Origin of the sequence: Nocardioides mangrovicus, assembly GCF_003674065.1 — a bacterium.
GTDB classification, from domain to species: domain Bacteria; phylum Actinomycetota; class Actinomycetes; order Propionibacteriales; family Nocardioidaceae; genus Marmoricola; species Marmoricola mangrovicus.
On sequence record NZ_RDBE01000007.1, the window covers coordinates 91,499 to 111,108 of the forward strand.

The following is a 19,610-nucleotide window of genomic DNA, read 5'->3' on the forward strand; positions in this document are numbered from 1 at the left end:
AGAGTGGCTCCCATGCGGGCCTACCTCGACCTCCTCCGCCGGATCCTCGACGAGGGCGTGGAGAAGGGCGATCGCACCGGCACCGGGACGCTGAGCGTGTTCGGCCACCAGACGCGGTACGACCTGCGGCAGGGGTTCCCGCTGGTGACCACCAAGAAGGTCCACACCCGCTCGGTGTTCGCCGAGCTGCTGTGGTTCCTGCGCGGTGACACCAACGTCAAGTGGCTGCAGGACCGCGGGGTCACGATCTGGGACGAGTGGGCCGACGAGAACGGCGACCTGGGACCCGTCTACGGCTACCAGTGGCGCTCGTGGCCGACCCCCGACGGCCGCCACGTCGACCAGATCCGGTTGGTGCTCGACCAGCTGCGCCGCGACCCCGACTCGCGCCGGCACGTCGTCTCGGCCTGGAACGTCGCCGACATCCCGGAGATGGCGCTGGCGCCGTGCCACACGATGTTCCAGTTCTACGTGGCACCGCAGCCCGACGGCCCGGGGCGCCTGTCGTGCCAGCTGTACCAGCGCTCGGCCGACGTCTTCCTCGGCGTGCCGTTCAACATCGCCTCCTACGCGCTGCTGACGCACATGGTCGCCCAGGTGGCCGGGCTGGAGGTCGGCGACTTCGTCCACACCCTCGGCGACGCGCATCTCTACACCAACCACCTCGAGCAGTCGCGGCTGCAGCTCACCCGGGAGCCGCGGCCGCTGCCGAGCCTGTGGCTCGACCCGTCGGTGACCGAGATCGACGGCTTCGACCTCGAGCACGTCCGCGTCGACGGCTACGACCCGCACCCCGCGATCAAGGCCCCGATCGCGGTCTGAGCGGTGAGAGTCACACTCGTCGCCGCCGTGGCCGACAACGGTGTCATCGGCGACGGTCCTCGCATCCCGTGGCGCATCCCGGGAGAGCAGGCGGAGTTCAAGGCGTTGACGATGGGCCACACCCTGCTGATGGGGCGCACCACGTACGAGTCGATCGGCCGGCCGCTGCCGGGCCGCACCACGGTCGTGCTCACCCGCGACCCCGCCTGGGCCGCCGAGGGCGTGCTGGTGGCTCACTCGGTCGAGGAGGCGCTGGCCGTGGCCGCCGGCGACGTGATGGTGGCCGGCGGCGCCCAGGTCTACGCCGCCGCGATGCCGTTGGCCGACGCGCAGGTGCTCAGCCTCGTCCACCTCGCGCCGCCCGGCGACGTCCGCTACCCGGCGTACTCGGCCGAGGAGTGGCGCGAGGTCCGGCGCGAGGCCACGCGGCCCGAGTACGACCGGGTGTGGCTGGAGCGGGTGCGGTAGGTCCGCATCTAGGCCGCTCGGGCGGCGTCCTCGTGCAGTCGGATGTGCCACGGGCGGCCGGGCCCCGTGGGCAGCCGCGTGCCGCGGAACACCTCGAACCACGGGCCGGGATCGGCCAGGACGAGCCGCCGCCCTTGCAGTCCCACCAGATCCGCACCCAAGTAGACACAGCCGCCCACCGTGGCGATGAAGGCGAACGGTCCTCGGCTGCGATCGAGGTCGTAGCCCATCGCGAACATCGTCCAGAAGGAGACGTCGTCCCATCCCTCGCTGAGAGCGCTCAGCTGGTCGGCGCGCGTAGCGAGCCTGGCCGGCTCGCCGCGACGGGCCACGAACCAGCCGCGTGGGCACTCCCGGCGGAGGGTGGCGGCCCCGAGCACCGGGCGGCTTGCCAGCGCCGCCACGCGGTGGGTCTCGTAGAGCAGCGCGCGGCCCTGGCGGCGAGGGCTCCCGGCGAGGCCGCTGGCCAGCACCTCGCGGGCCTGCCGGTCCCCGAAGCCTGCTCGCCGCAGCCGGATCCTCGCCTCGCGTCCGCTGAGAGCCGGCGCGCGTGGCTCTGCTGCGTTCATGGCTGCGACCGTAGGGAGCCCCACCGACAGTCGACGAGGAGTAGCTGGGTCGGGTCCGGTGGAGCGGCTTCCGGCAGGAGGGACGTCCGCTGACTCGAGAGAGGGTCACATGGAGCCGGGTATGTGACCCTCTCTCGAGCCAGCGCCCGAACCCTCTGCAACCAAGGCAGGCAGGATGACCCGGGTGAGCGAACCCACCAGCACCCAACGGCCCGGGACCGAACCGGCCGGCGCTCAGCCAGCCAGGATCGTGGTGATGGGCGTCTCCGGCTCGGGGAAGACCACGGTGGGAAAGCAACTGGCGCGGGCGCTGCAGGCCGAGTTCGTCGAGGGCGACGACCTGCACCCCGCGGCCAACAAGGCCAAGATGAGCGCCGGCCACGCGCTCACCGACGAGGACCGCTGGCCCTGGCTGGACCTGGTCGCCCAGGCGATGCGGGACGCGCCCGGGCCGGTGGTGGCCAGCTGCTCGGCCCTCAAGCGGGCCTACCGCGACCGGATCCGGCGCACGGCCGACACCGCGTTCTTCGTGCACCTCGACGGCGACCCCGACCTGCTGCGGGCGCGTCAGGCCGGCCGGCAGCGGCATTTCATGCCGACGTCGCTGATGGACAGCCAGCTCGCGACGTTGGAGCCGCTGCAGGCCGACGAGGCCGGGGTGCGCCTCGACGTCGCCGACGGCCCCGAGGCGCTGGTGGCGCAGGCCGTCGCGGCGCTCACCCGATAGCCTGAGGCCCATGAGCCTGCCCGCCGCGCCGTACGGTCGCATGTTGACGGCGATGGCCACCGCGTTCGCCGCCGACGGGTCGGTCGACCTGGCCGGGACCGCCGCGATCGCCGACCATCTGCTGCGGCACGGTCACGACGGCGTCGTGGTCAGCGGCACCACCGGGGAGTCGCCGACCACCACGGTGCCCGAGGACGGCGAGATCCTGCGCGCGGTCAAGGACGCGGTGGGCGAGCGCGGCACGGTCGTGGCCGGCATCGGCACGAACTCCACCGCGCACTCGGTCGAGCTGGCGCTGCAGGCCGAGAAGGTCGGCGTCGACGCCGTGCTGCTGGTCGCGCCGTACTACAACAAGCCGGGCCCCGCGGGGATCCTGCACCACTTCACCGAGGTGGCCCGTGCCACCGACCTGCCGGTGATGCTCTACGACGTGCCCGGCCGCACCGGCCAGGCCATCCCGGCCTCGGTCTACGAGCAGGCCAGGCTCCTGGACACCGTCACCAGCGTCAAGCACGCCACGGGTGACCCGACCGCGACGATCGCCCTGCGCGAGCTGGGCTACGACGTCTACTCCGGCGACGACGGGCTGCTGCTGGGCTATCTCGCCCACGGCGCCTGCGGCCTGGTCTCGGTGGTCGGCCACGCCGCCGGCGAGCAGCTGCGCGAGGTCATCGCCCGCTTCGACGCCGACGAGCCGCAGGCGGCGCTGGCCGCCTTCACCGCGCTGGTGCCGGCGATGACGGCGATGATGGGGGTGGCCAACTACGGCGCCACCACCGCGAAGGCCGCCCTGCAGCTGCTCGGCGTCCTGGACAACCGCAACGTCCGCGGCCCGCTCGTCGCCCTCGACGAGGTCGAGGTGGCCGCACTCCGTGAATCCCTAGAGAAAGCGCAGCTTCTTTGAGCCACCCCCACCCAGAGCTCTCCGCACCGTCCCCGCTCGCCTCCGGCGGGCTCCGCGTCACCCCGCTCGGCGGTCTCGGCGAGGTCGGCCGCAACATGACCGTCTTCGAGTACGACGGCCGGCTGCTGATCGTCGACTGCGGCGTGCTGTTCCCCGAGGACCACCACCCCGGCGTCGACCTGATCCTGCCCGACTTCGAGTCGATCCGGGACCGGCTCGACGCCGTCGAGGCGGTGGTGCTCACGCACGGCCACGAGGACCACATCGGCGCGGTGCCCTACCTGCTGCGCGAGCGTGAGGACATCACCGTCGTCGGGTCCCAGCTGACCCTGGCGCTGGTGGAGGCCAAGCTGCGCGAGCACCGGCTCAAGAACACCGTGCGCGCGGTGGTCAGCGAGGGCGAGCAGATCACGTTCGGCCCCTTCGAGCTGGAGTTCGTGGCGGTCAACCACTCCATCCCGGACGCCTTGGCGGTGGTCATCCGCACCGGGGCCGGCGTGGTGCTCCACACCGGCGACTTCAAGATGGACCAGCTGCCGCTGGACCGCCGGATCACCGACCTGCGGGCGTTCGCGCGGCTGGGGGAGGCCGGGGTCGACCTGTTCCTGACCGACTCCACCAACGCCGAGGTGCCCGGCTTCACCACCTCCGAGCGCGACATCAAGCCGGTGCTGGACCGCGTGTTCGCCAAGAGCAAGCAGCGCATCATCGTGGCCTGCTTCGCCTCCCACGTGCACCGCGTGCAGCAGGTGATGGACGTGGCCGCGGCCAACGGCCGCAAGGTGGCCTACGTCGGACGCTCGATGGTCCGCAACATGGGCATCGCCCGCGACCTGGGCTACCTCGACGTGCCGCCGGGCCTGCTGGTCGACGCCAAGGAGCTGGCCGACATGCCGCCGGACCGGGTGGTGATGATCTCCACCGGGTCGCAGGGCGAGCCGCTCTCGGCGCTGGCCCGGATCGCCCAGCGCAGCCACAGCTTCGTGCACATCGAGCCCGGCGACACCGTCGTCCTGGCCTCCTCGCTGATCCCGGGCAACGAGAACGCGGTCTTCCGCGTCATCAACGGACTGACGCGGCTGGGGGCCGACGTCGTGCACAAGGGCAACGCCCTGGTCCACGTCAGCGGTCACGCGAGCGCCGGTGAGCTGCTCTACTGCTACAACATCGTGCAGCCCCGCAACGTGATGCCGGTGCACGGCGAGGTGCGCCACATGGTGGCCAACGCCAAGCTGGCCGAGCTCTCCGGTGTCCCGGCCGACAACATCGTGCTGGCCGAGGACGGCGTGGTGGTCGACCTGGTCGACGGGCGCGCGCGCATCGCCGGGGCCGTCGAGTGCGGCTACGTCTACGTCGACGGCTCCTCGGTGGGCGACATCACCGAGACCTCGCTGAAGGACCGGCGCATCCTGGGCGAGGAGGGCTTCATCTCCGTCATCGCCGTCGTCGACTCGGTCAACGGCAAGGTGGTCAGCGGCCCGGAGATCCACGCGCGCGGCTTCGCCGAGGATGACGAGACGTTCGGGGCGATCCGGCAGCCGATCATCGACGCGCTCACCCAGGCGGTGAGCGACGGTGTCACCGACCCCCACCAGCTGCAGCAGACCATCCGCCGCGTGGTGGGTCGCTGGGTGTCGAACACCCACCGCCGCCGGCCGATGATCGTGCCGGTGGTGCTGGAGGCGTAGGGCGTGGTCAGCGGAAGCTGAACCAGAGCCCCACCAGACCCGGCACCGGGCCGAGCAGCAGCCACCACGACAGCCACGGACGTCGGAAGACCAGCAGCGAGGAGACGACGGCGAAGACGCCGGTGAGCACGGCGGCGGCGTTGAGGCCGATCGCGGCGCCGCGATCGCCGGACAGGATGCCCGCCAGCGCCAGGCCGACGCAGAGGTGGAAGCAGGTCACCACCGTCAGCGCGACGATGATGATGCGGCGCACCTGCTCGATGGGCATGTGCTTGCGGCCGTCGTCGGGGCGGTCGGTGAGGTAGACGGTCTCACCGGTGGTGTCGAGGGTGCGGCCCTCGCGCAGCGCCTGCTGGCGCGCGGCCTCGGCGCGCTCGTAGTTGCGGCGCAGCACCTCGGGGTCCATCAGGTGACGCTGCCGCGGGCGCGTCGGCTCCGAGGACTGGCTCACCTCACCAGTCTCCCAGGTCGAAGACATGAAGAGGTGAAAAGATCCTCAGGTCATCCGGTGAGATGCGTCATGCCGCGGCGCGGTCCAGCGGCAACCAGGCCAGCACGCGCTGCACGGCGGCGTCCCAGTAGGACCAGACGTGCTCGCCGGGGGAGAAGTCGGTGGTGACGTCGAGCCCGCGCTCGGCCAGGTGCGCGGCGAATGCCTCGTTGCCCGGTAGCAGCCGCACGTCGTCGGTGCCGCAGCCGACGTAGAGCGCGGGCGCGTCCTGCACCCGGTCGGCCAGCGCGTAGAGGTCGTTGCCAGTCTGGGCGAGCGACCGGCCGGCGAGCACGGTCTCGAACAGCTCGACCCGGTCGCCCAGGGCGATCAGCTGTTCGAGGTCGAGGGCGCCCGACATGCTGGCGGCAGCCGCGAACCGCTGGGGCTGGTGCAGCGCCCACTTCACCGACCCGAACCCGCCCATCGACAGGCCCGCCACGAAGGTGTCCTCGCGCGCGGTGGAGACGCGGAAGAACCGCTCGACCAGCGCAGGTAGCTCCTCGGTGAGGAACGTCCAGTACCGGCCGTGGCCGTCGGCGAGGTCGGTGTAGAAGCTGCGGTGCACCTGCGGCATGACCACCGCGAGCCCCCGCTCCTCGGCGTAGCGCTCGATGCCGGTGTAGCGGGTCCAGGCGGTGTCGTCGTCGCTGAGCCCGTGGAGGAGGTAGAGCACCGGCGGCGCTCCGGTGCGCACCGTGGCCGACGTCCCGATCTGCTGCTCGGCTGGCTGCGGCAGCAGCACGGTCATCGAGGTCGAGAGCTCGAGGGAGTCGGCGAAGAAGTCGCAGCGGATCCGGGCCATGACGTCATTGTCGCGAGATCGAGCACCTGGTCCATCGCGGGCAGGCCGACGCCGTCGTGGCTGATCCAGAGCAGGGCCCGGTCGGTGGTGGCCGCCAGGACGTCGGAGATGACGGCGCGGGCCGTGGCGGTGTCGAGGTGGGCGGTGGGCTCGTCGAGGACTAGGACGTCGGCCTCGGCCAGCATCGCCCGGGCCAGGCCCAGGCGGGCCCGCTCGCCGCCGGAGACCTGGTGGTGGCCCTCGCCGAGCATGGTGACCGTGCCGCCCGGCAGCCCGGCCACCCAGTCGCCGAGGCCGGCGGTGACCAGGGCGTCGGCCACCTCGCGGTCGTCGGCGCCGGGGCGGGCCAGGCGGACGTTCTCGCCCAGCGTGGTGGCGAAGACGTACGGGTCGTCGTCGACGACGCCGACCCGGGCGCGGACGTCGTCGAGCGCGAGCCGTCGGACGTCGGTGCCGCCCAGCTCCACCAGCCCGGCCGTGGCGTCCAGGAAGCGGGGTGGGAGGGCGGCGAGGGTCGACTTGCCCGAGCCGGACGGGCCGACCACGCCGACCCGTCGGCCCCGGGACAGCTCGAGGCCGACGCCGCGCAGGACGGCCCGGCCGTCGCGGTCGACGTCGACCCCGGCCAGGCGCAGGTCGCCGCCGTGCGCCCTCGCCGGCGCGGTGGGGTCGACGACGGCCGCCGGGGTGCGCAGCAGCGCGTCGAGCCGCGCGGTGGCAGCGCGGGTCCGGACGGCCAGCGCCGCCGCATCGGGCAGGGGCAGCAGCGCGTCGACCAGGGCCAGCGGTACCAGGGCCAGCAGCGCGAGCACCGGACCGCCGACCGCGCGGTCGGGCACCAGCAGACCGACCAGCACAGGACCGGCTCCGCACGCCGCCACGACCAGCGCTCGCCCGGCGGCACTCGCCCGGGCGCTGCTCCGCGCGGCCTGGGCGAGGCGGCCCGAGGCGTCGTCGACGCCGGCCAGGGCCTCGCGGTGCGCGCCCCAGAGCACCAGCTGCGGCGCGGCGTCGAGCAGCGTGGTGACGCGGGTGGAGAGCTCCGCGCGGGCGGCCACCCAGCCTGGCTCGGTGCGGCGGGCGGCCAGGAACGACGCGGCGGCGGCCACCGCGGCAGCTCCCACCGGCAGGAGCACCGCGATCGCGGCCGCGGGGCGGACGGCGGCGACCACTCCCGCGGCGCCGAGCCCCACCAGGGCCGCGGTCAGCAGCGGCTGACGCACCCGGAGCCGCTCGTCGACGACGGCCTCGACGTCGTCGACCACGGCGGTCAGCAGGTCGCCGCGGCGACGTCCCAGCGCCCCCGGCACCAGCGGCACCAGCGCCTCGTAGACCTCGACCCGGCGCCGGGCGAGCAGGCGCAGCGCGACGTCGTGGGAGACCAGCCGCTCGGCGTAGCGCAGCACCGGCCGGGCCAGGCCGAAGAGCCGGACGCCGACGATGGCCACGGTCAGCACGAGCACCGGCGGGTGCGCCGCGGCGCGGGTGATCAGCCAGCCGGCGGTGGCGGTGAGCGCGACGCCCGAGGCCAGCGAGAGGGCGCCGAGCAGGGTGGCGGTGCGGGCGCCGAAGCGGGATGGGGTAGTGGGTTCGCCGACCACCGGCGCCGCCACGCCCGTCACTCGTTCACCAGGGTGCCATGGTGAACGAGTGGCGGGTGTGGCCGTGATGGGCGGCAGCTCCAGCACCTGATCGGCCGCCTCGACGACGGCCTCGCGGTGGGCCACGACCACGACGGTGGCGCGCTCGCCCAGCCGGCGCAGCACGCGCACGGTGACCGCCTCGGTGACCGGGTCGAGGTGGGCGGTGGGCTCGTCGAGCAGCACGACCGACCGGCCCGAGGCCGCGGCGCGGGCCAGTGCCAGCCGGGCGCGCTGGCCCGCGGAGAGGCCGGCACCGTCCTCGCCGAGCCGGGTCGCCACGCCCTCGGGCAGGGCCGCCACGGTGGCCCCCAGGTCGACCTCCTCCAGCGCCCACCAGACCTCGTGGTCGGTGAGTCCGGGCGCGCCGAGGCGCACGTTCTCGGCGATGGTGCCCTCGCTCAGCCACGGCCGCTGCGGCACGTACGCCACCGGGCCGGGGGAGGTCACGAGTCCGTCGAGCGGGGTCAGCCGACCGGCCAGTGCCGCCAGGAGCGTGGACTTGCCGCAGCCCGAGGGCCCGACGACCGCGGTGACGCCCGGCGCGAAGACGTGGTCCAGGTGGAGCAGGGGACGACCCTGGTAGCCGAGGGTGAGGTCGCGGGCCGCCAGCGGTCCGTCCTTGAGGGTGGGCGCCGTCGGCTCGGCCAGCACGGCGTCGGCGTCGGCGAACCCGGCCAGGCCCTCCGCGGCGGCGTGGAACTCCGCCCCCACGCGGCGCAGCGGCCAGTAGGCCTCCGGCGCGAGCAGCAGCACGATCATCGCGGTGCGCAGGTCGAGGTGTCCGGCGGCGAGCCGCACGCCGACCTCGACGGCCACCAACGCCACCGAGAGCGTGGCCACCAGCTCCAGCACGAACGAGGAGGCGAAGGCCAGCCGCAGCGTGTCGAGGGTGGCGCGGCGGTAGGCGTCGGTCACCGAGGCGATGGTGCGGGCCTGGGCCCGGGCGCGGCGGTGGGCCACCAGCGTCGGCAGTCCGCGCACGACGTCGAGGAAGTGGCCCGAGAGCGCGCCGAGGCGGCGCCACTGCCGCTCGGCGCGGTCGCGCGTCGCCATCCCGACCAGGGCGGCGAAGACCGGCACCAACGGCAGGGTCAGCAGCACGACCAGCCCGCTGAGCGGGTCGAGCCACCACACCGCGAGCAGGGTCGCCGGCGGCAGCAGGGCGGCGGTGACCAGGGCGGGCAGGTAGCGGGTGAGGTACGGCTCGACCGCGCTCACGCCGCGCGTGGCCAGCAGCCCGAGCGCGGCCGTCCCGCGCTCGGCCAGCCGCTCGGGCACCATCCGCAGGGCCGCGTGCAGCACCCGGCGCCGCAGGGCCGCGGCGACCCGGCCCGCCGCTGTGGCCGACGCCGTGTCGCCGGCGTACGCCGTCAGCGCGCGGAGCGCGACCACCGCCAGGAGCCACGCGGCTGCGGCGTGCCAGGCCTGCCCCTGCACCAGCCTCACCAGCAGCGTGCCCAGCGCGAAGGCCTGCGCGACCGCGAGCAGTCCGCCCGCCATGCCCGCGCCGACGGCGAGCGCCAGGGACCACCGCGCCGGCCGGAGGTGGGGAAGGACCGCGGGGTCGAGCGGTCTCATGCCGCGGCCGGGATGTGGTGCACCGCGATGCGGCGGCGGAACACCCAGTAGCTCCAGGCCTGGTAGAGCAGCACCAGCGGCGTGAAGATCACCGCCACCCAGGTCATCACGGTGAGCGTGTAGGGGGTGGCCGAGGCGTTGCTCGTGGTGAGTGAGTAGGCCACCGAGATGGAGCTGGGCATGACGTCGGGGAACAGCGCCAGGAACAGCCCGACCACCGCGAGACCGATGGTCACGAAGGTGCCGGTGAACGCCCAGCCCTCGCGACCGGCGGCCGCCGCGGCGAGCGCCGCCAGCAGCGCCAGTGCGGCCACCACGAACACGACCGCGGAGCCGGCGGTGCCGGTGCGCAGCTGCGTCCAGGCCAGGAACGCCACGGCCGCGACGGCGGCCACGACGCCGGTGCGCACGGCCAGCGCCCGGGCGCGGTGCCGGATGTCGCCGTCGGTCTTGAGCGCGGTGAACATCGCGCCGTGGGTGACGAACAGGAGCAGGGTCACCACGCCGCCGAGCAACCCGAACGGGTTGAGCAGCGTGAACAGCGAGCCGGTGTAGTTCTGGTGCCGGTCGATCGGGACCCCGGCCACCAGGTTGGCGAAGGCCACGCCCCACAGCAGCGCGGGAACGAAGGAGCCGACGATCAGTGCGGTGTCCCAGCCTCGGCGCCAGGCGTCGCTGTCGCGCTTGTGGCGGTACTCGAAGGCCAGGTTGCGCACGATGAGCGCGAGCAGGATCAGCAGCAGCGGCAGGTAGAACCCGCTGAACAGCGTGGCGTACCAGTTCGGGAACGCCGCGAAGGTGGCGCCGCCGGCGACCAGCAGCCAGACCTCGTTGCCGTCCCACACCGGGCCGATGGTGTTGTAGAGCACGCGACGCTCGGTGTCGTCGCGGGCGAGGACGGGCAGCAGCATGCCGACGCCGAAGTCGAAGCCCTCGAGGGTGAAGTAGCCGACCCAGAGCACGGCGATGAGGGCGAACCAGACGGTGGTGAGCTCCATGACGCAACCTCTCCTAGTAGGCGAACGCCAGCGGCGCGTCGTCGTCGGACGGACCCGACAGCGAGGGGTCGGGTGGCTCCTCGAAGGCGGGCACGCCGGCCTTGACGGTGCGGACCAGCAGGCCGATCTCGATGACGGCGAGCACGGCGTAGAGGCCGGTCAGCGAGATCACCGAGATCCACGCCTCGGTGGTGCTGACGCTGGGGGAGACCGCCTGGCTGGTGGTCATCAGCCCGAAGACGACCCAGGGCTGGCGGCCCATCTCGGTGAACAGCCAGCCGAAGGAGCTGGCCGCCACGACCAGCACCGGCATCGCGACCGCGAAGGCGGGCCATCGGCGAGCGAGCCGGCCGGCGGGCACCCGCCCGCGCCGCGTGACCCACAGCAGCAGCGCGGCGCCCAGCGCGGCGAGCGACCCCAGGCCGATCATGAACCGGAAGGACCAGTAGGTGACCGGGATGTAGGGCACGTAGCCCGAGGGGGAGTAGTACCTCGCGCCGGGGTCGGTGCCGTAGGTCTTCTCGTACTGGGCGCGCAGCTGGTTGACGCCCATGACCTTGCCGTCGAAGCTGCCGGTGGCCAGGAACGAGAGCAGGCGCGGCAGCTTGATCGCGAACTTCTCGTGGGTGCCGTCGGGAGTGCCGACGGTGAACACGGAGAAGGACGCGGGCTGCTCGGTGTCGTAGAGCGCCTCGGCCGCGGCCATCTTCATGGGCTGGACCTCGGTCATGACCTTGCCCTGCGCGTCGCCGGTGATCGCGACGCCGAGGCCCGCGACCAGCATCACGACGGCGCCGGCGCGCAGCGCGGTGCGGTGCACGCGGTCGCGGTCGCCGCCGGGGCGCAGCATCAGGTAGCCGGCGGCGCCGAGCACGAACGCGCCGGCGCTCATGTAGGCGGCCAGGATGACGTGGGGGAAGGTGACCAGCTGCACCTTGTTGAACATGACCGCCCAGAAGTCGACGAGCTCGGCGCGCCCGGACCTCGCGTTGTAGGCGTAGCCCACCGGGTGCTGCATCCAGGAGTTCGCGGCCAAGATGAAGTAGGCCGAGAACAAGGTGCCCACGTGGACGATCCACATCGTGGCGGCGTGGAGCGGGCGCGGCAGCCGGTCCCAGCCGAAGATCCACAGCCCCAGGAAGGTCGACTCCAAGAAGAAGGCGAGCAGGCCCTCGATGGCCAGCGGGGCGCCGAAGACGTCGCCGACGAAGCGGGAGTAGTCGCTCCAGCTCATGCCGAACTGGAACTCCTGCACGATGCCGGTCACCACACCGATGGCGAAGTTGATCAAGAACAGCTTGCCGACGAACTTCGTCAGCCGCAGGTACTCGGGCCGGTGCGTGCGCAGCCAGGCGGTCTCGAAGCCGGCGACCAGCGCCGAGAGGCCGATCGAGAGCGGCACGAACCAGAAGTGGTAGACGGTCGTGATGCCGAACTGCCAGCGCAGGATGTCGGTAACGTCCATTGAGCGATCTCCTACGAGACGTAGTAGTTACTACGGCTCGTAGTAAACACCTCCTACGCTGCGTAGTAAAGCCGGGTACGCTGGAGCCGTGCCCCACCGCAACCGCGCCGCGTTCGGCGACCTCGAGCGCGCTGTCCTCGACGTGATGTGGGGGTCCGAGGACGACCCCCGCCCGCAGGAGGACTGGCTGAGCGTCCGGGAGGTGCACGCCGCAGTGGAGGAGCACCGCACCGCGGCCTACACCACGGTGATGACGGTGCTGGACCGGCTCGCGGCCAAGGGCGTCATCGAGCGCTCCAAGGAGGGGCGCACCAACCGCTACCGCGCGAGCGATTCGCGCGGCGCGATGACGGCCGAGCTGATGCGCGACGCGATGGCCGACCTGGTCGACAGCGACCGCCGCTCGGCCCTGGTCGCCTTCGTCGGCGACGCCACCGACGAGGAGCGGACCGCGCTGCGCGAGGCGCTGGCCGAGCTGGACCGCCGAGAGGGGTAGCCGTGGCGACGCCGGCGGTGCTCGCGGTGCTGGCCCTCGTGCTGGCCGGCCCGGCGTCGTACGCCCTGGGGCTGCTGCCTGTGCTGCGGCGTACGCCGCGGGCGGCGATGGTGCTCTGGCAGGCGGTCGCGCTGGCGGCGGTGCTCGCCGCGCTGGGCGCCGGGCTCTCGCTGGGGACCGAGCGCGGCATGGGCGCGCACGGCGCCGGCTCCTACGCGGTGGCGCTCGTGGCGTTGCTGGCCACCGTGACCGTGCTGGCGCGGCTGCTGCTCTCCGGCCACCTGGTGGGCACCCGGCTGCGGCGGCTGCGCCGGCGCCACCGCGACCTGCTCGACCTGCTGGCCGACGTCGACTCGCGCTCGGAGGAGCTGCGGGTGCTCCACGCCGGCGCGCCGATGGCCTACTGCGTGCCGGCGGTCACGGGCTCGCGGGTGGTGGTCTCCGAGGCCACGCTGGGGCGACTCGGCGCCGTCGAGCTCGACGCCGTGATGGCTCACGAGCGCGCCCACCTGCGGGCTCGCCACGACCTGGTGCTCGAGGCGTTCACCGTGCTGCACGAGGCGTTTCCGGCGGTGGTCACCAGCCGGCGCGCGCTGGCCGAGGTGCGGCTGCTCGTCGAGGTGCTGGCCGACCGGGCCGCCCGGCACCGCGTCGGCACGCGTCCGCTGGTGCGCGCGCTGAGCGAGCTCGCCGGCGCCAGCCCGCCCGAGGCCGCCCTCGGTGCCACCCACGGGATCGGGGAGCGGCTCGCGGTGCTGCTCGACGAGCGCCCCCACCGGCTGCAGGCCGGTCTCGTGTTCGCGCTGGCCGCCGCGGTGCTGCTCGTGCCCACCGCGCTCGTGGTGGCGCCCTGGCTGGCGCAGGTCATGTGACTCCTGTTCGGCGTGTGGCGCGTGTGACTGGAGTGACGCTGTCGTAGATTCACAGGCATGCCGACCCGCACGTCCCCGGCGGGGTCGCGCAGTCGTACGCCCGCCAAGGGCGCAACGGCCACGCGCACCCAGTCGCCGGGCCAGAGCAGGCGCAAGCCTGCCCCGAAGAAGCCCGCGCCGAAGAAGTCGGCACCGAAGAGGTCTGCGGCCGCGAAGCGCCCGGCGCCCCGCGCCGTCCGCAGCGGACCGAGCCCGGTGACGCGGCTGCTGGGCGCCGTGCTCACCGCACTGGGACGGGTGTGGCTCGGGGTGGCGGGCCTGGTGGGCACCGGAGTGCGACGGGTCGGGTCCAGTGCGGGCGAGCTCGAGCCCGAGCAGCGTCGCGACGGCGCCGGGCTGTTCCTGCTCGGCATCGCCGTGGTGGTCGCCGCCTGCGTGTGGTGGCAGATCCCCGGCGGCTTCGGCAACGCCGTCCGCGCCATGGTGGCCGGCACGGTGGGCCTGGTGGCCTGGTTCGTGCCGCTGCTGCTGGCCTTCATCGCCTTCCGCAACCTGCGCGACCCCGAGCGCAACGGCCCGGCCGGCCGGCAGCTGGTCGGGTGGGGCGCGCTGGGGTTCGGCGTGCTCGGCATCGTGCAGATCGCCAACGGCTCCCCGAAGCCGGAGCTCGGCAACACCAAGCCGCTGCAGGAGGCCGGGGGAGCGGTCGGGTTCGTGGTGGCCAAGCTGCTCACCGACCTGCTGGGTAACGACGCCGTCGTGGTCTCGCTGCTGACCCTCCTGGCGCTGTTCGGGCTGCTGGTGGTGACCGCGACGCCGGTGCACCAGGTGCCGGCCCGCTTCCGCGAGGCCCGCGACCGGCTCTCCGGCCGCGCCCCCTTCGACGACGAGGACGGCGAGGAGGGCGTGGAGGACACCGCCGCACTGCCCCGGCAGCGCCAGCGCCGCAAGAAGGCCGACGAGCCCTTCGACGTCGAGGACGACCCGGCCTACGACACGCCCGTGCTCGAGGACCGCGAGGTGGCCAAACGGGCGCGCAAGAAGCCCGAGCAGGTGGTGGTGCACGAGCCCGCGGCCGACCTCGAGCCGCCGCCACACGACCCGCTGCCGGCCCGCGCCGAGCAGCTGATGCTGTCGGGCGACATCACCTACTCCCTGCCCGGCAGCGACGCGCTGAAGCCCGGCAGCGCCCACAAGCCGCGCACCAAGGCCTCCGACGACGTCGTCGAGCGGCTGACCACGGTGCTCGAGGAGTTCGCCATCGACGCCCAGGTGACCGGCTACACCCGTGGCCCGACGGTCACCCGCTACGAGGTCGAGCTCGGCCCGGCGGTGAAGGTCGAGCGCGTCACCCAGCTGAGCAAGAACATCGCCTACGCCGTCGCCAGCGCCGACGTGCGGATCCTCAGCCCGATCCCCGGCAAGTCCGCCATCGGCATCGAGATCCCCAACAGCGACAAGGAGATCGTGTCGCTGGGAGACGTGCTGCGCTCCAACACCGCGCGCAACGACCACCACCCGATGGTGGTCGGCCTCGGCAAGGACGTCGAGGGCGGCTTCGTGTGCGCCAACCTGGCCAAGATGCCGCACCTGCTGGTGGCCGGTGCCACCGGCTCCGGCAAGTCCAGCTTCATCAACTCGATGATCACCTCGATCCTGATGCGCTCCACGCCCGACGAGGTGCGGATGATCATGGTCGACCCCAAGCGGGTGGAGCTGAACGCCTACGAGGGCGTCCCGCACCTGATCACCCCGATCATCACGAACCCGAAGAAGGCCGCCGAGGCGCTGCAGTGGGTCGTGCGCGAGATGGACATGCGCTACGACGACCTGGCGGCGTTCGGGTTCCGCCACATCGACGACTTCAACAAGGCGGTCAAGGCCGGCAAGGTCACCCCGCCGCCGGGCAGCGAGCGGAAGCTGGCGCCGTACCCGTACCTGCTGGTCATCGTCGACGAGCTCGCCGACCTGATGATGGTCGCCCCCCGCGACGTCGAGGACTCGGTCGTCCGCATCACCCAGCTCGCCCGCGCGGCCGGCATCCACCTGGTGCTGGCCACCCAGCGGCCCAGCGTCGACGTCGTGACCGGCCTGATCAAGGCCAACGTGCCCTCGCGACTGGCCTTCGCGACCTCCAGCCTCGGCGACAGCCGCGTCATCCTCGACCAGCCGGGCGCGGAGAAGCTGGTCGGCCAAGGCGACGGGCTGTTCCTGCCGATGGGCGCGAGCAAGCCGGTGCGCGTGCAGGGCTCGTGGGTCACCGAGAACGAGATCCAGACCGTGGTCACGCACTGCACCGACCAGCTCAAGCCGACCTACCGCGAGGACGTCACCGTCCCGCAGCAGAGCAAGCGCGACCTCGACGACGACATCGGCGACGACCTCGAGCTCGTGGTGCAGGCCATCGAGCTGGTGGTCTCCACGCAGTTCGGGTCCACCTCGATGCTGCAGCGCAAGCTCCGCGTCGGCTTCGCCAAGGCCGGTCGCCTCATGGACATCCTCGAGAGCCGGGGCGTGGTCGGACCCAGCGAGGGGTCCAAGGCCCGCGACGTGCTCATCAAGCCCGACGACCTCGACGCCGTCATCGCCACCCTGCAAGGAGAAGCGGAATGACAACCAACGATCACCTGGTCGCGGACGACGTCACCGACGGCGAGTCCTACGAGGAGACCCGCGACGACGGGGTGGAGAGCCGTCACGACCTCGAGGTGCGGCGCAACGCCGTGCTCTCGGGCGTGCTCGGCGTCGTCGCCTGCGTGCTCGCGCTGGCCTGGCTGGTGCGCAGCATCGGCGACGGCGGTCTCGGCTCCTGGCTCTTCACGCTCGTGCTCGCCGGCATCGGCGCTACGCAGGTCGTCGCGTTCCTCGACGCCCGCGTGCCGCTGCTGGTGGCCGACTCCTTCGGCGTCCGGATCCGGCTGGGCCGTGAGTGGCGCGGGCTGCCGTGGTCCTCGCTGGAGCAGGTCGTGGTCGAGCAGCGCACCTCGCTGCTGCACGACGGTCGCCTGGTCGTGGCCCCGCGCTTCCTCGAGCGGGCCCTGGAGGGTCTCGACGACCGCGCCCGTCGCCAGGTCGCGATGTCGCAGAAGGTCTACGGCGCGCCGCTCGTGGTGCCGCTGGGCATGACCACGAAGGTCTCCGCGCCGCACCTGATCGACGCGCTGGCCGAGCTGGCCGGCGGCCGGACGGCCGTGGTCGAGCTGGCCGGGCACGTGGCCGAGCCGGTCATCCCGCTGGAGGAGGACCACCTGGAGCGGGTGGAGGCGAGCCGTCGGCTGATGGCGGGCCTCTCGCCGCGCGGCGGCGGTCACGGCCGTCCGGGCGGCGGTCCGGGCGGGGGTCCGGGCGGCGGTCCGGGTGGGGGGCAGCTGGTCGGCGCAGGCGCGTCGGGCCAGGTCTTCAGCAGCGACCACGAGCGAGGCCAGCGCGCCTTCGTGGGTCTCTCGATCTTCGACAAGCTCGGCTTCGACGAGTGGGGGCTGACCAAGGAGCGGATCGAGTCGGTCTCCGCCCCCGTCGCGACCTTCATCTCGCGGGCCGCCCACGGCCGCTCCCACGACGTCGACGTGAGCCCCTCGCTGCAGCGTCCGCCCGCCCCGACTGCCGCCCCGACTGCCGCCCCGACTGCCGCCCCGACCCCCGCTCCGATGTCGGCCCCGAGCGCCCCGGTGGGCCCGGCGGCACCGACCTGGTCGCCGGCCATCCCGCTGCGCAGCGCCAAGGCCGCCTCCCGGGTGGACGTGCAGCTGGAGACCCAGCCGGTCATCATCACCGCCACGGCGCCCAAGCTCGACCCGATCGAGACCGATACCTCGACCCTGCCCGAGGCCGGGATCCTGCACCACGGCGCGGACTGGGACACCGACACCCATACCGACTCCGAGGACGACACCTCCTACGACGTCCGCCCGATCGCCGTGCCCGGCGAGCCGGTGGACCGGGTCGTCATCGACGACTTCGAGCCCGAGGCGGCCCAGGCGCCGGTCATCGGACCCGAGGTGGCCGCCGCCCGCACACGACTGGGCCTCGACGTCGACGCGCTGAGCGAGCGCACCCGGATCCGCCCCCACGTCATCGAGGCGATCGAGGTCGACGACTTCGGTCCCTGCGGCGGCGACTTCTACGCCCGCGGTCACCTCCGCGCGCTGGCTCGCGTGCTGGGGATGGACGCCGAGGAGCTCGTCGCCACCTTCGACGAGCGCTACGCCTCCGCGCCGATCCAGGCCAGCCGGGTGTTCGAGGCCGAGCTGGCCACCAGCACCGGCGGTGGGCTGCGCGCCACCTTCGGCGGCCCGCGCTGGGGCCTGATGCTCGGGGTCGTGCTCGTGCTCGTGCTGGTCTGGGGCGTGGCGCGGCTCTTCGCCGACGACACCCCGCAGGCAGCGGCGCCGCCGTCGCTGAGCCAGTCCGCGGCCTCGGACCAGAAGCCGATCACCTCGGCCTTCGGCGCCCCGGTGCGGATCTCGGTGCGCGCGGTGCGTGGGGCCTCCGACATCGTGGTCCGCGACCACACCGGCCGGGTGCTGTGGAGCGGCCAGCTCGCCCAGGGTTCGCACCGCCAGATCGTGGGGGTCGCGCCGCTCACGGTGCGGGCCGGGAACCCCTCGGTGGTCGACGTCTGGCTGGCCGGGAAGCCGCAGGGTGCGGTGGGCTCGACGACGACCGCGGGGTCGCACACGTACAAGCCCTGAGGCGCCGCGCCCTATCCTGATCGCGGTATGTCTTCAGATCACACGGTCGCCCTGGTCACGCTGGGGTGCGCACGCAACGAGGTCGACTCCGAGGAGCTGGCCGGCCGACTGGCCGCCGACGGCTTCCGGCTGGTCGGCGACCCCGAGTCCGCCGAGACGGTCCTGGTGAACACCTGCGGCTTCGTGGAGGCGGCCAAGAAGGACAGCGTCGACACGCTGCTGGAGGCCGCCGACCTCAAGCAGGCGGGTACGACCCGCTCCGTGGTGGCGGTCGGCTGCCTGGCCGAGCGCTACGGCGAGCAGCTGGCCGACTCGCTGCCCGAGGCCGACGCGGTGCTGGGCTTCGACTCCTACGCCGACATCGGCGACCGGCTGCGCCGCATCCTGGCCGGCGACGCTCCCGCGCCCCACGTGCCCGCCGACCGGCGGCGGCTGCTGCCGATCAGCCCGGCCGACCGCGAGCCTGCGCCGGTCGCCCCGCGTACGCGACTGGAGTCCGGGCCCACCGCGTCGCTGAAGCTGGCCAGCGGCTGCGACCGGCGCTGCACCTTCTGCGCGATCCCCAGCTTCCGGGGCTCGTTCGTGTCCCGCCGCCCGACCGACGTGCTGGCCGAGGCGCGCTGGCTGGCCGGCGAGGGCGTGCGCGAGCTGTTCCTGGTCAGCGAGAACTCGACCTCCTACGGCAAGGACCTCGGCGACCTGCGGCTGCTGGAGCGGCTGCTGCCCGAGCTGGCCGCCGTCGACGGCGTCGAGCGGGTGCGGGTCTCCTACCTGCAGCCGGCCGAGATGCGTCCGGGGCTGCTCGAGGCCATCGCCGCCACCGACGGCGTGGCTCCGTACTTCGACCTGTCGTTCCAGCACGCCTCCGGGCCGGTGCTGCGACGGATGCGCCGGTTCGGCGACGCCGAGAGCTTCCTCGGCCTGCTCGACCAGGTGCGCGCGCACGCACCGCAGGCGGGCGCCCGCTCCAACGTCATCGTCGGGTTCCCCGGCGAGAGCGAGGCCGACCTGGAGGTGCTCTGCGAATTCCTGGTCGCGGCCCGCCTCGACGTGGTGGGGGTGTTCGGCTACTCCGACGAGGACGGCACCGAGGCGGCCGGCTTCGCCGACAAGCTCGACCCCGACGAGGTGGCCGACCGGGTCGCCCACGTCTCGCGGCTGGTCGAGGAGCTCACCGCCCAGCGCGCCGAGGAGCGCGTGGGGGAGCAGGTCGAGGTGCTGGTCGAGGAGGTGGCCGCGGACGAGCGGGCCGAGGGCCGCACCGCGTTCCAGGGCCCCGAGGTCGACGGCACCACCACGCTGACCGGCACGGGCTACGCCGTGGGCGACCTGGTGCCGGCCGTGGTGAAGGCCGCCGAGGGCGTCGACCTGATCGCGGCCCCCAGATGACGGCC

At 73.2% G+C, this 19,610-nt stretch carries 16 protein-coding genes; 10 read left to right on the forward strand and 6 right to left on the reverse strand.

The window, feature by feature from the left end:
* The first annotated feature begins 12 nt into the window (after window positions 1-12).
* A complete protein-coding gene (locus tag D9V37_RS09930) occupies window positions 13-822 on the forward strand; it encodes a thymidylate synthase (RefSeq protein WP_121806011.1) in 810 nt (269 codons plus the stop codon).
* A 3-nt stretch (window positions 823-825) separates the two neighbouring features.
* Window positions 826-1,290 (forward strand): dihydrofolate reductase, encoded by a 465-nt coding sequence (locus D9V37_RS09935; RefSeq protein WP_121806012.1) that lies wholly within the window; start codon window positions 826-828, stop codon window positions 1,288-1,290.
* 8 nt (window positions 1,291-1,298) lie between these two features.
* Here the strand turns inward: D9V37_RS09935 and D9V37_RS09940 are convergent, their stop codons facing one another.
* On the reverse strand, window positions 1,299-1,859 hold the full coding sequence (locus D9V37_RS09940) for a hypothetical protein (protein WP_147455914.1): 561 nt from the start codon (window positions 1,857-1,859) through the stop codon (window positions 1,299-1,301).
* Window positions 1,860-2,043: 184 nt separating this feature from the next.
* Here D9V37_RS09940 and D9V37_RS09945 point away from each other — a divergent pair, with 184 nt between their 5' ends.
* From D9V37_RS09945 to D9V37_RS09955, 3 genes are read left to right on the forward strand one after another with little or no spacing between them, the layout of a single operon-like run.
* Window positions 2,044-2,586, forward strand: a complete 543-nt coding sequence (locus D9V37_RS09945; protein ID WP_232524844.1) for a gluconokinase — start codon at window positions 2,044-2,046, stop codon at window positions 2,584-2,586.
* Between the two features lie 10 nt (window positions 2,587-2,596).
* Window positions 2,597-3,490 (forward strand): 4-hydroxy-tetrahydrodipicolinate synthase, encoded by an 894-nt coding sequence (gene dapA, locus D9V37_RS09950; protein WP_121806015.1) that lies wholly within the window; start codon window positions 2,597-2,599, stop codon window positions 3,488-3,490.
* Window positions 3,487-5,178: a ribonuclease J gene (locus D9V37_RS09955; protein WP_121806016.1), complete on the forward strand. Its 1,692-nt coding sequence runs from the start codon at window positions 3,487-3,489 to the stop codon at window positions 5,176-5,178. The genes dapA and D9V37_RS09955 overlap by 4 nt, the downstream gene beginning before the upstream one ends.
* Before the next feature lie 7 nt (window positions 5,179-5,185).
* Here D9V37_RS09955 and D9V37_RS09960 read toward each other — a convergent pair whose 3' ends face one another.
* The 5 genes from D9V37_RS09960 to D9V37_RS09980 all read right to left on the reverse strand — a co-directional run bounded on the left by D9V37_RS09960 (window position 5,186) and on the right by D9V37_RS09980 (window position 12,157).
* Window positions 5,186-5,629, reverse strand: a complete 444-nt coding sequence (locus D9V37_RS09960) for a hypothetical protein (RefSeq protein WP_121806017.1) — start codon at window positions 5,627-5,629, stop codon at window positions 5,186-5,188.
* A 67-nt stretch (window positions 5,630-5,696) separates the two neighbouring features.
* On the reverse strand, window positions 5,697-6,473 hold the full coding sequence (locus tag D9V37_RS09965; protein WP_121806018.1) for an alpha/beta hydrolase: 777 nt from the start codon (window positions 6,471-6,473) through the stop codon (window positions 5,697-5,699).
* Window positions 6,416-9,694 (reverse strand): thiol reductant ABC exporter subunit CydD, encoded by a 3,279-nt coding sequence (cydD, locus tag D9V37_RS09970; RefSeq protein ID WP_121806019.1) that lies wholly within the window; start codon window positions 9,692-9,694, stop codon window positions 6,416-6,418. The genes D9V37_RS09965 and cydD overlap by 58 nt, the downstream gene beginning before the upstream one ends.
* Complete coding sequence (cydB, locus tag D9V37_RS09975) at window positions 9,691-10,692, reverse strand: cytochrome d ubiquinol oxidase subunit II (protein ID WP_121806020.1); 1,002 nt, start codon at window positions 10,690-10,692, stop codon at window positions 9,691-9,693. Before cydB ends, cydD begins: the two co-directional genes overlap by 4 nt.
* 13 nt (window positions 10,693-10,705) lie before the next feature.
* Entirely contained in the window at window positions 10,706-12,157 is a 1,452-nt protein-coding gene (locus D9V37_RS09980; RefSeq protein ID WP_121806021.1) for a cytochrome ubiquinol oxidase subunit I, read from the reverse strand.
* Window positions 12,158-12,245: 88 nt separating this feature from the next.
* On the opposite strand from D9V37_RS09980, the gene D9V37_RS09985 reads away from it, so the two are divergent.
* Genes D9V37_RS09985 through rimO form a run of 5 tightly spaced genes read left to right on the forward strand, consistent with a single transcriptional unit; the run spans window position 12,246 to window position 19,605 of the window.
* Window positions 12,246-12,653 (forward strand): BlaI/MecI/CopY family transcriptional regulator, encoded by a 408-nt coding sequence (locus D9V37_RS09985; protein ID WP_232524845.1) that lies wholly within the window; start codon window positions 12,246-12,248, stop codon window positions 12,651-12,653.
* Between the two features lie 2 nt (window positions 12,654-12,655).
* A complete protein-coding gene (locus tag D9V37_RS09990; protein ID WP_121806022.1) occupies window positions 12,656-13,525 on the forward strand; it encodes a M56 family metallopeptidase in 870 nt (289 codons plus the stop codon).
* Window positions 13,526-13,582: 57 nt separating this feature from the next.
* Window positions 13,583-16,138, forward strand: a complete 2,556-nt coding sequence (locus D9V37_RS09995; protein WP_121806023.1) for an FtsK/SpoIIIE family DNA translocase — start codon at window positions 13,583-13,585, stop codon at window positions 16,136-16,138.
* Complete coding sequence (locus D9V37_RS10000) at window positions 16,135-18,216, forward strand: helix-turn-helix domain-containing protein (RefSeq protein ID WP_121806024.1); 2,082 nt, start codon at window positions 16,135-16,137, stop codon at window positions 18,214-18,216. Before D9V37_RS09995 ends, D9V37_RS10000 begins: the two co-directional genes overlap by 4 nt.
* 27 nt (window positions 18,217-18,243) lie before the next feature.
* Window positions 18,244-19,605: a 30S ribosomal protein S12 methylthiotransferase RimO gene (gene rimO, locus D9V37_RS10005; RefSeq protein ID WP_121806025.1), complete on the forward strand. Its 1,362-nt coding sequence runs from the start codon at window positions 18,244-18,246 to the stop codon at window positions 19,603-19,605.
* Window positions 19,606-19,610: the final 5 nt, after the last annotated feature.

Excerpts from the sequence above, each read along its gene's own strand:
- rimO (WP_121806025.1), top strand. The coding sequence starts at position 18,244 with ATGTCTTCAGATCACACGGTCGCCCTGGTCACGCTGGGGTGCGCACGC.
- D9V37_RS09965 (WP_121806018.1), bottom strand. The coding sequence starts at position 6,473 with ATGGCCCGGATCCGCTGCGACTTCTTCGCCGACTCCCTCGAGCTCTCG.
- D9V37_RS09940 (WP_147455914.1), bottom strand. The coding sequence starts at position 1,859 with ATGAACGCAGCAGAGCCACGCGCGCCGGCTCTCAGCGGACGCGAGGCG.
- D9V37_RS10000 (WP_121806024.1), top strand. The coding sequence starts at position 16,135 with ATGACAACCAACGATCACCTGGTCGCGGACGACGTCACCGACGGCGAG.
- cydB (WP_121806020.1), bottom strand. The coding sequence starts at position 10,692 with ATGGAGCTCACCACCGTCTGGTTCGCCCTCATCGCCGTGCTCTGGGTC.
- D9V37_RS09980 (WP_121806021.1), bottom strand. The coding sequence starts at position 12,157 with ATGGACGTTACCGACATCCTGCGCTGGCAGTTCGGCATCACGACCGTC.
- cydD (WP_121806019.1), bottom strand. The coding sequence starts at position 9,694 with ATGAGACCGCTCGACCCCGCGGTCCTTCCCCACCTCCGGCCGGCGCGG.
- D9V37_RS09995 (WP_121806023.1), top strand. The coding sequence starts at position 13,583 with ATGCCGACCCGCACGTCCCCGGCGGGGTCGCGCAGTCGTACGCCCGCC.
- D9V37_RS09930 (WP_121806011.1), top strand. The coding sequence starts at position 13 with ATGCGGGCCTACCTCGACCTCCTCCGCCGGATCCTCGACGAGGGCGTG.
- dapA (WP_121806015.1), top strand. The coding sequence starts at position 2,597 with ATGAGCCTGCCCGCCGCGCCGTACGGTCGCATGTTGACGGCGATGGCC.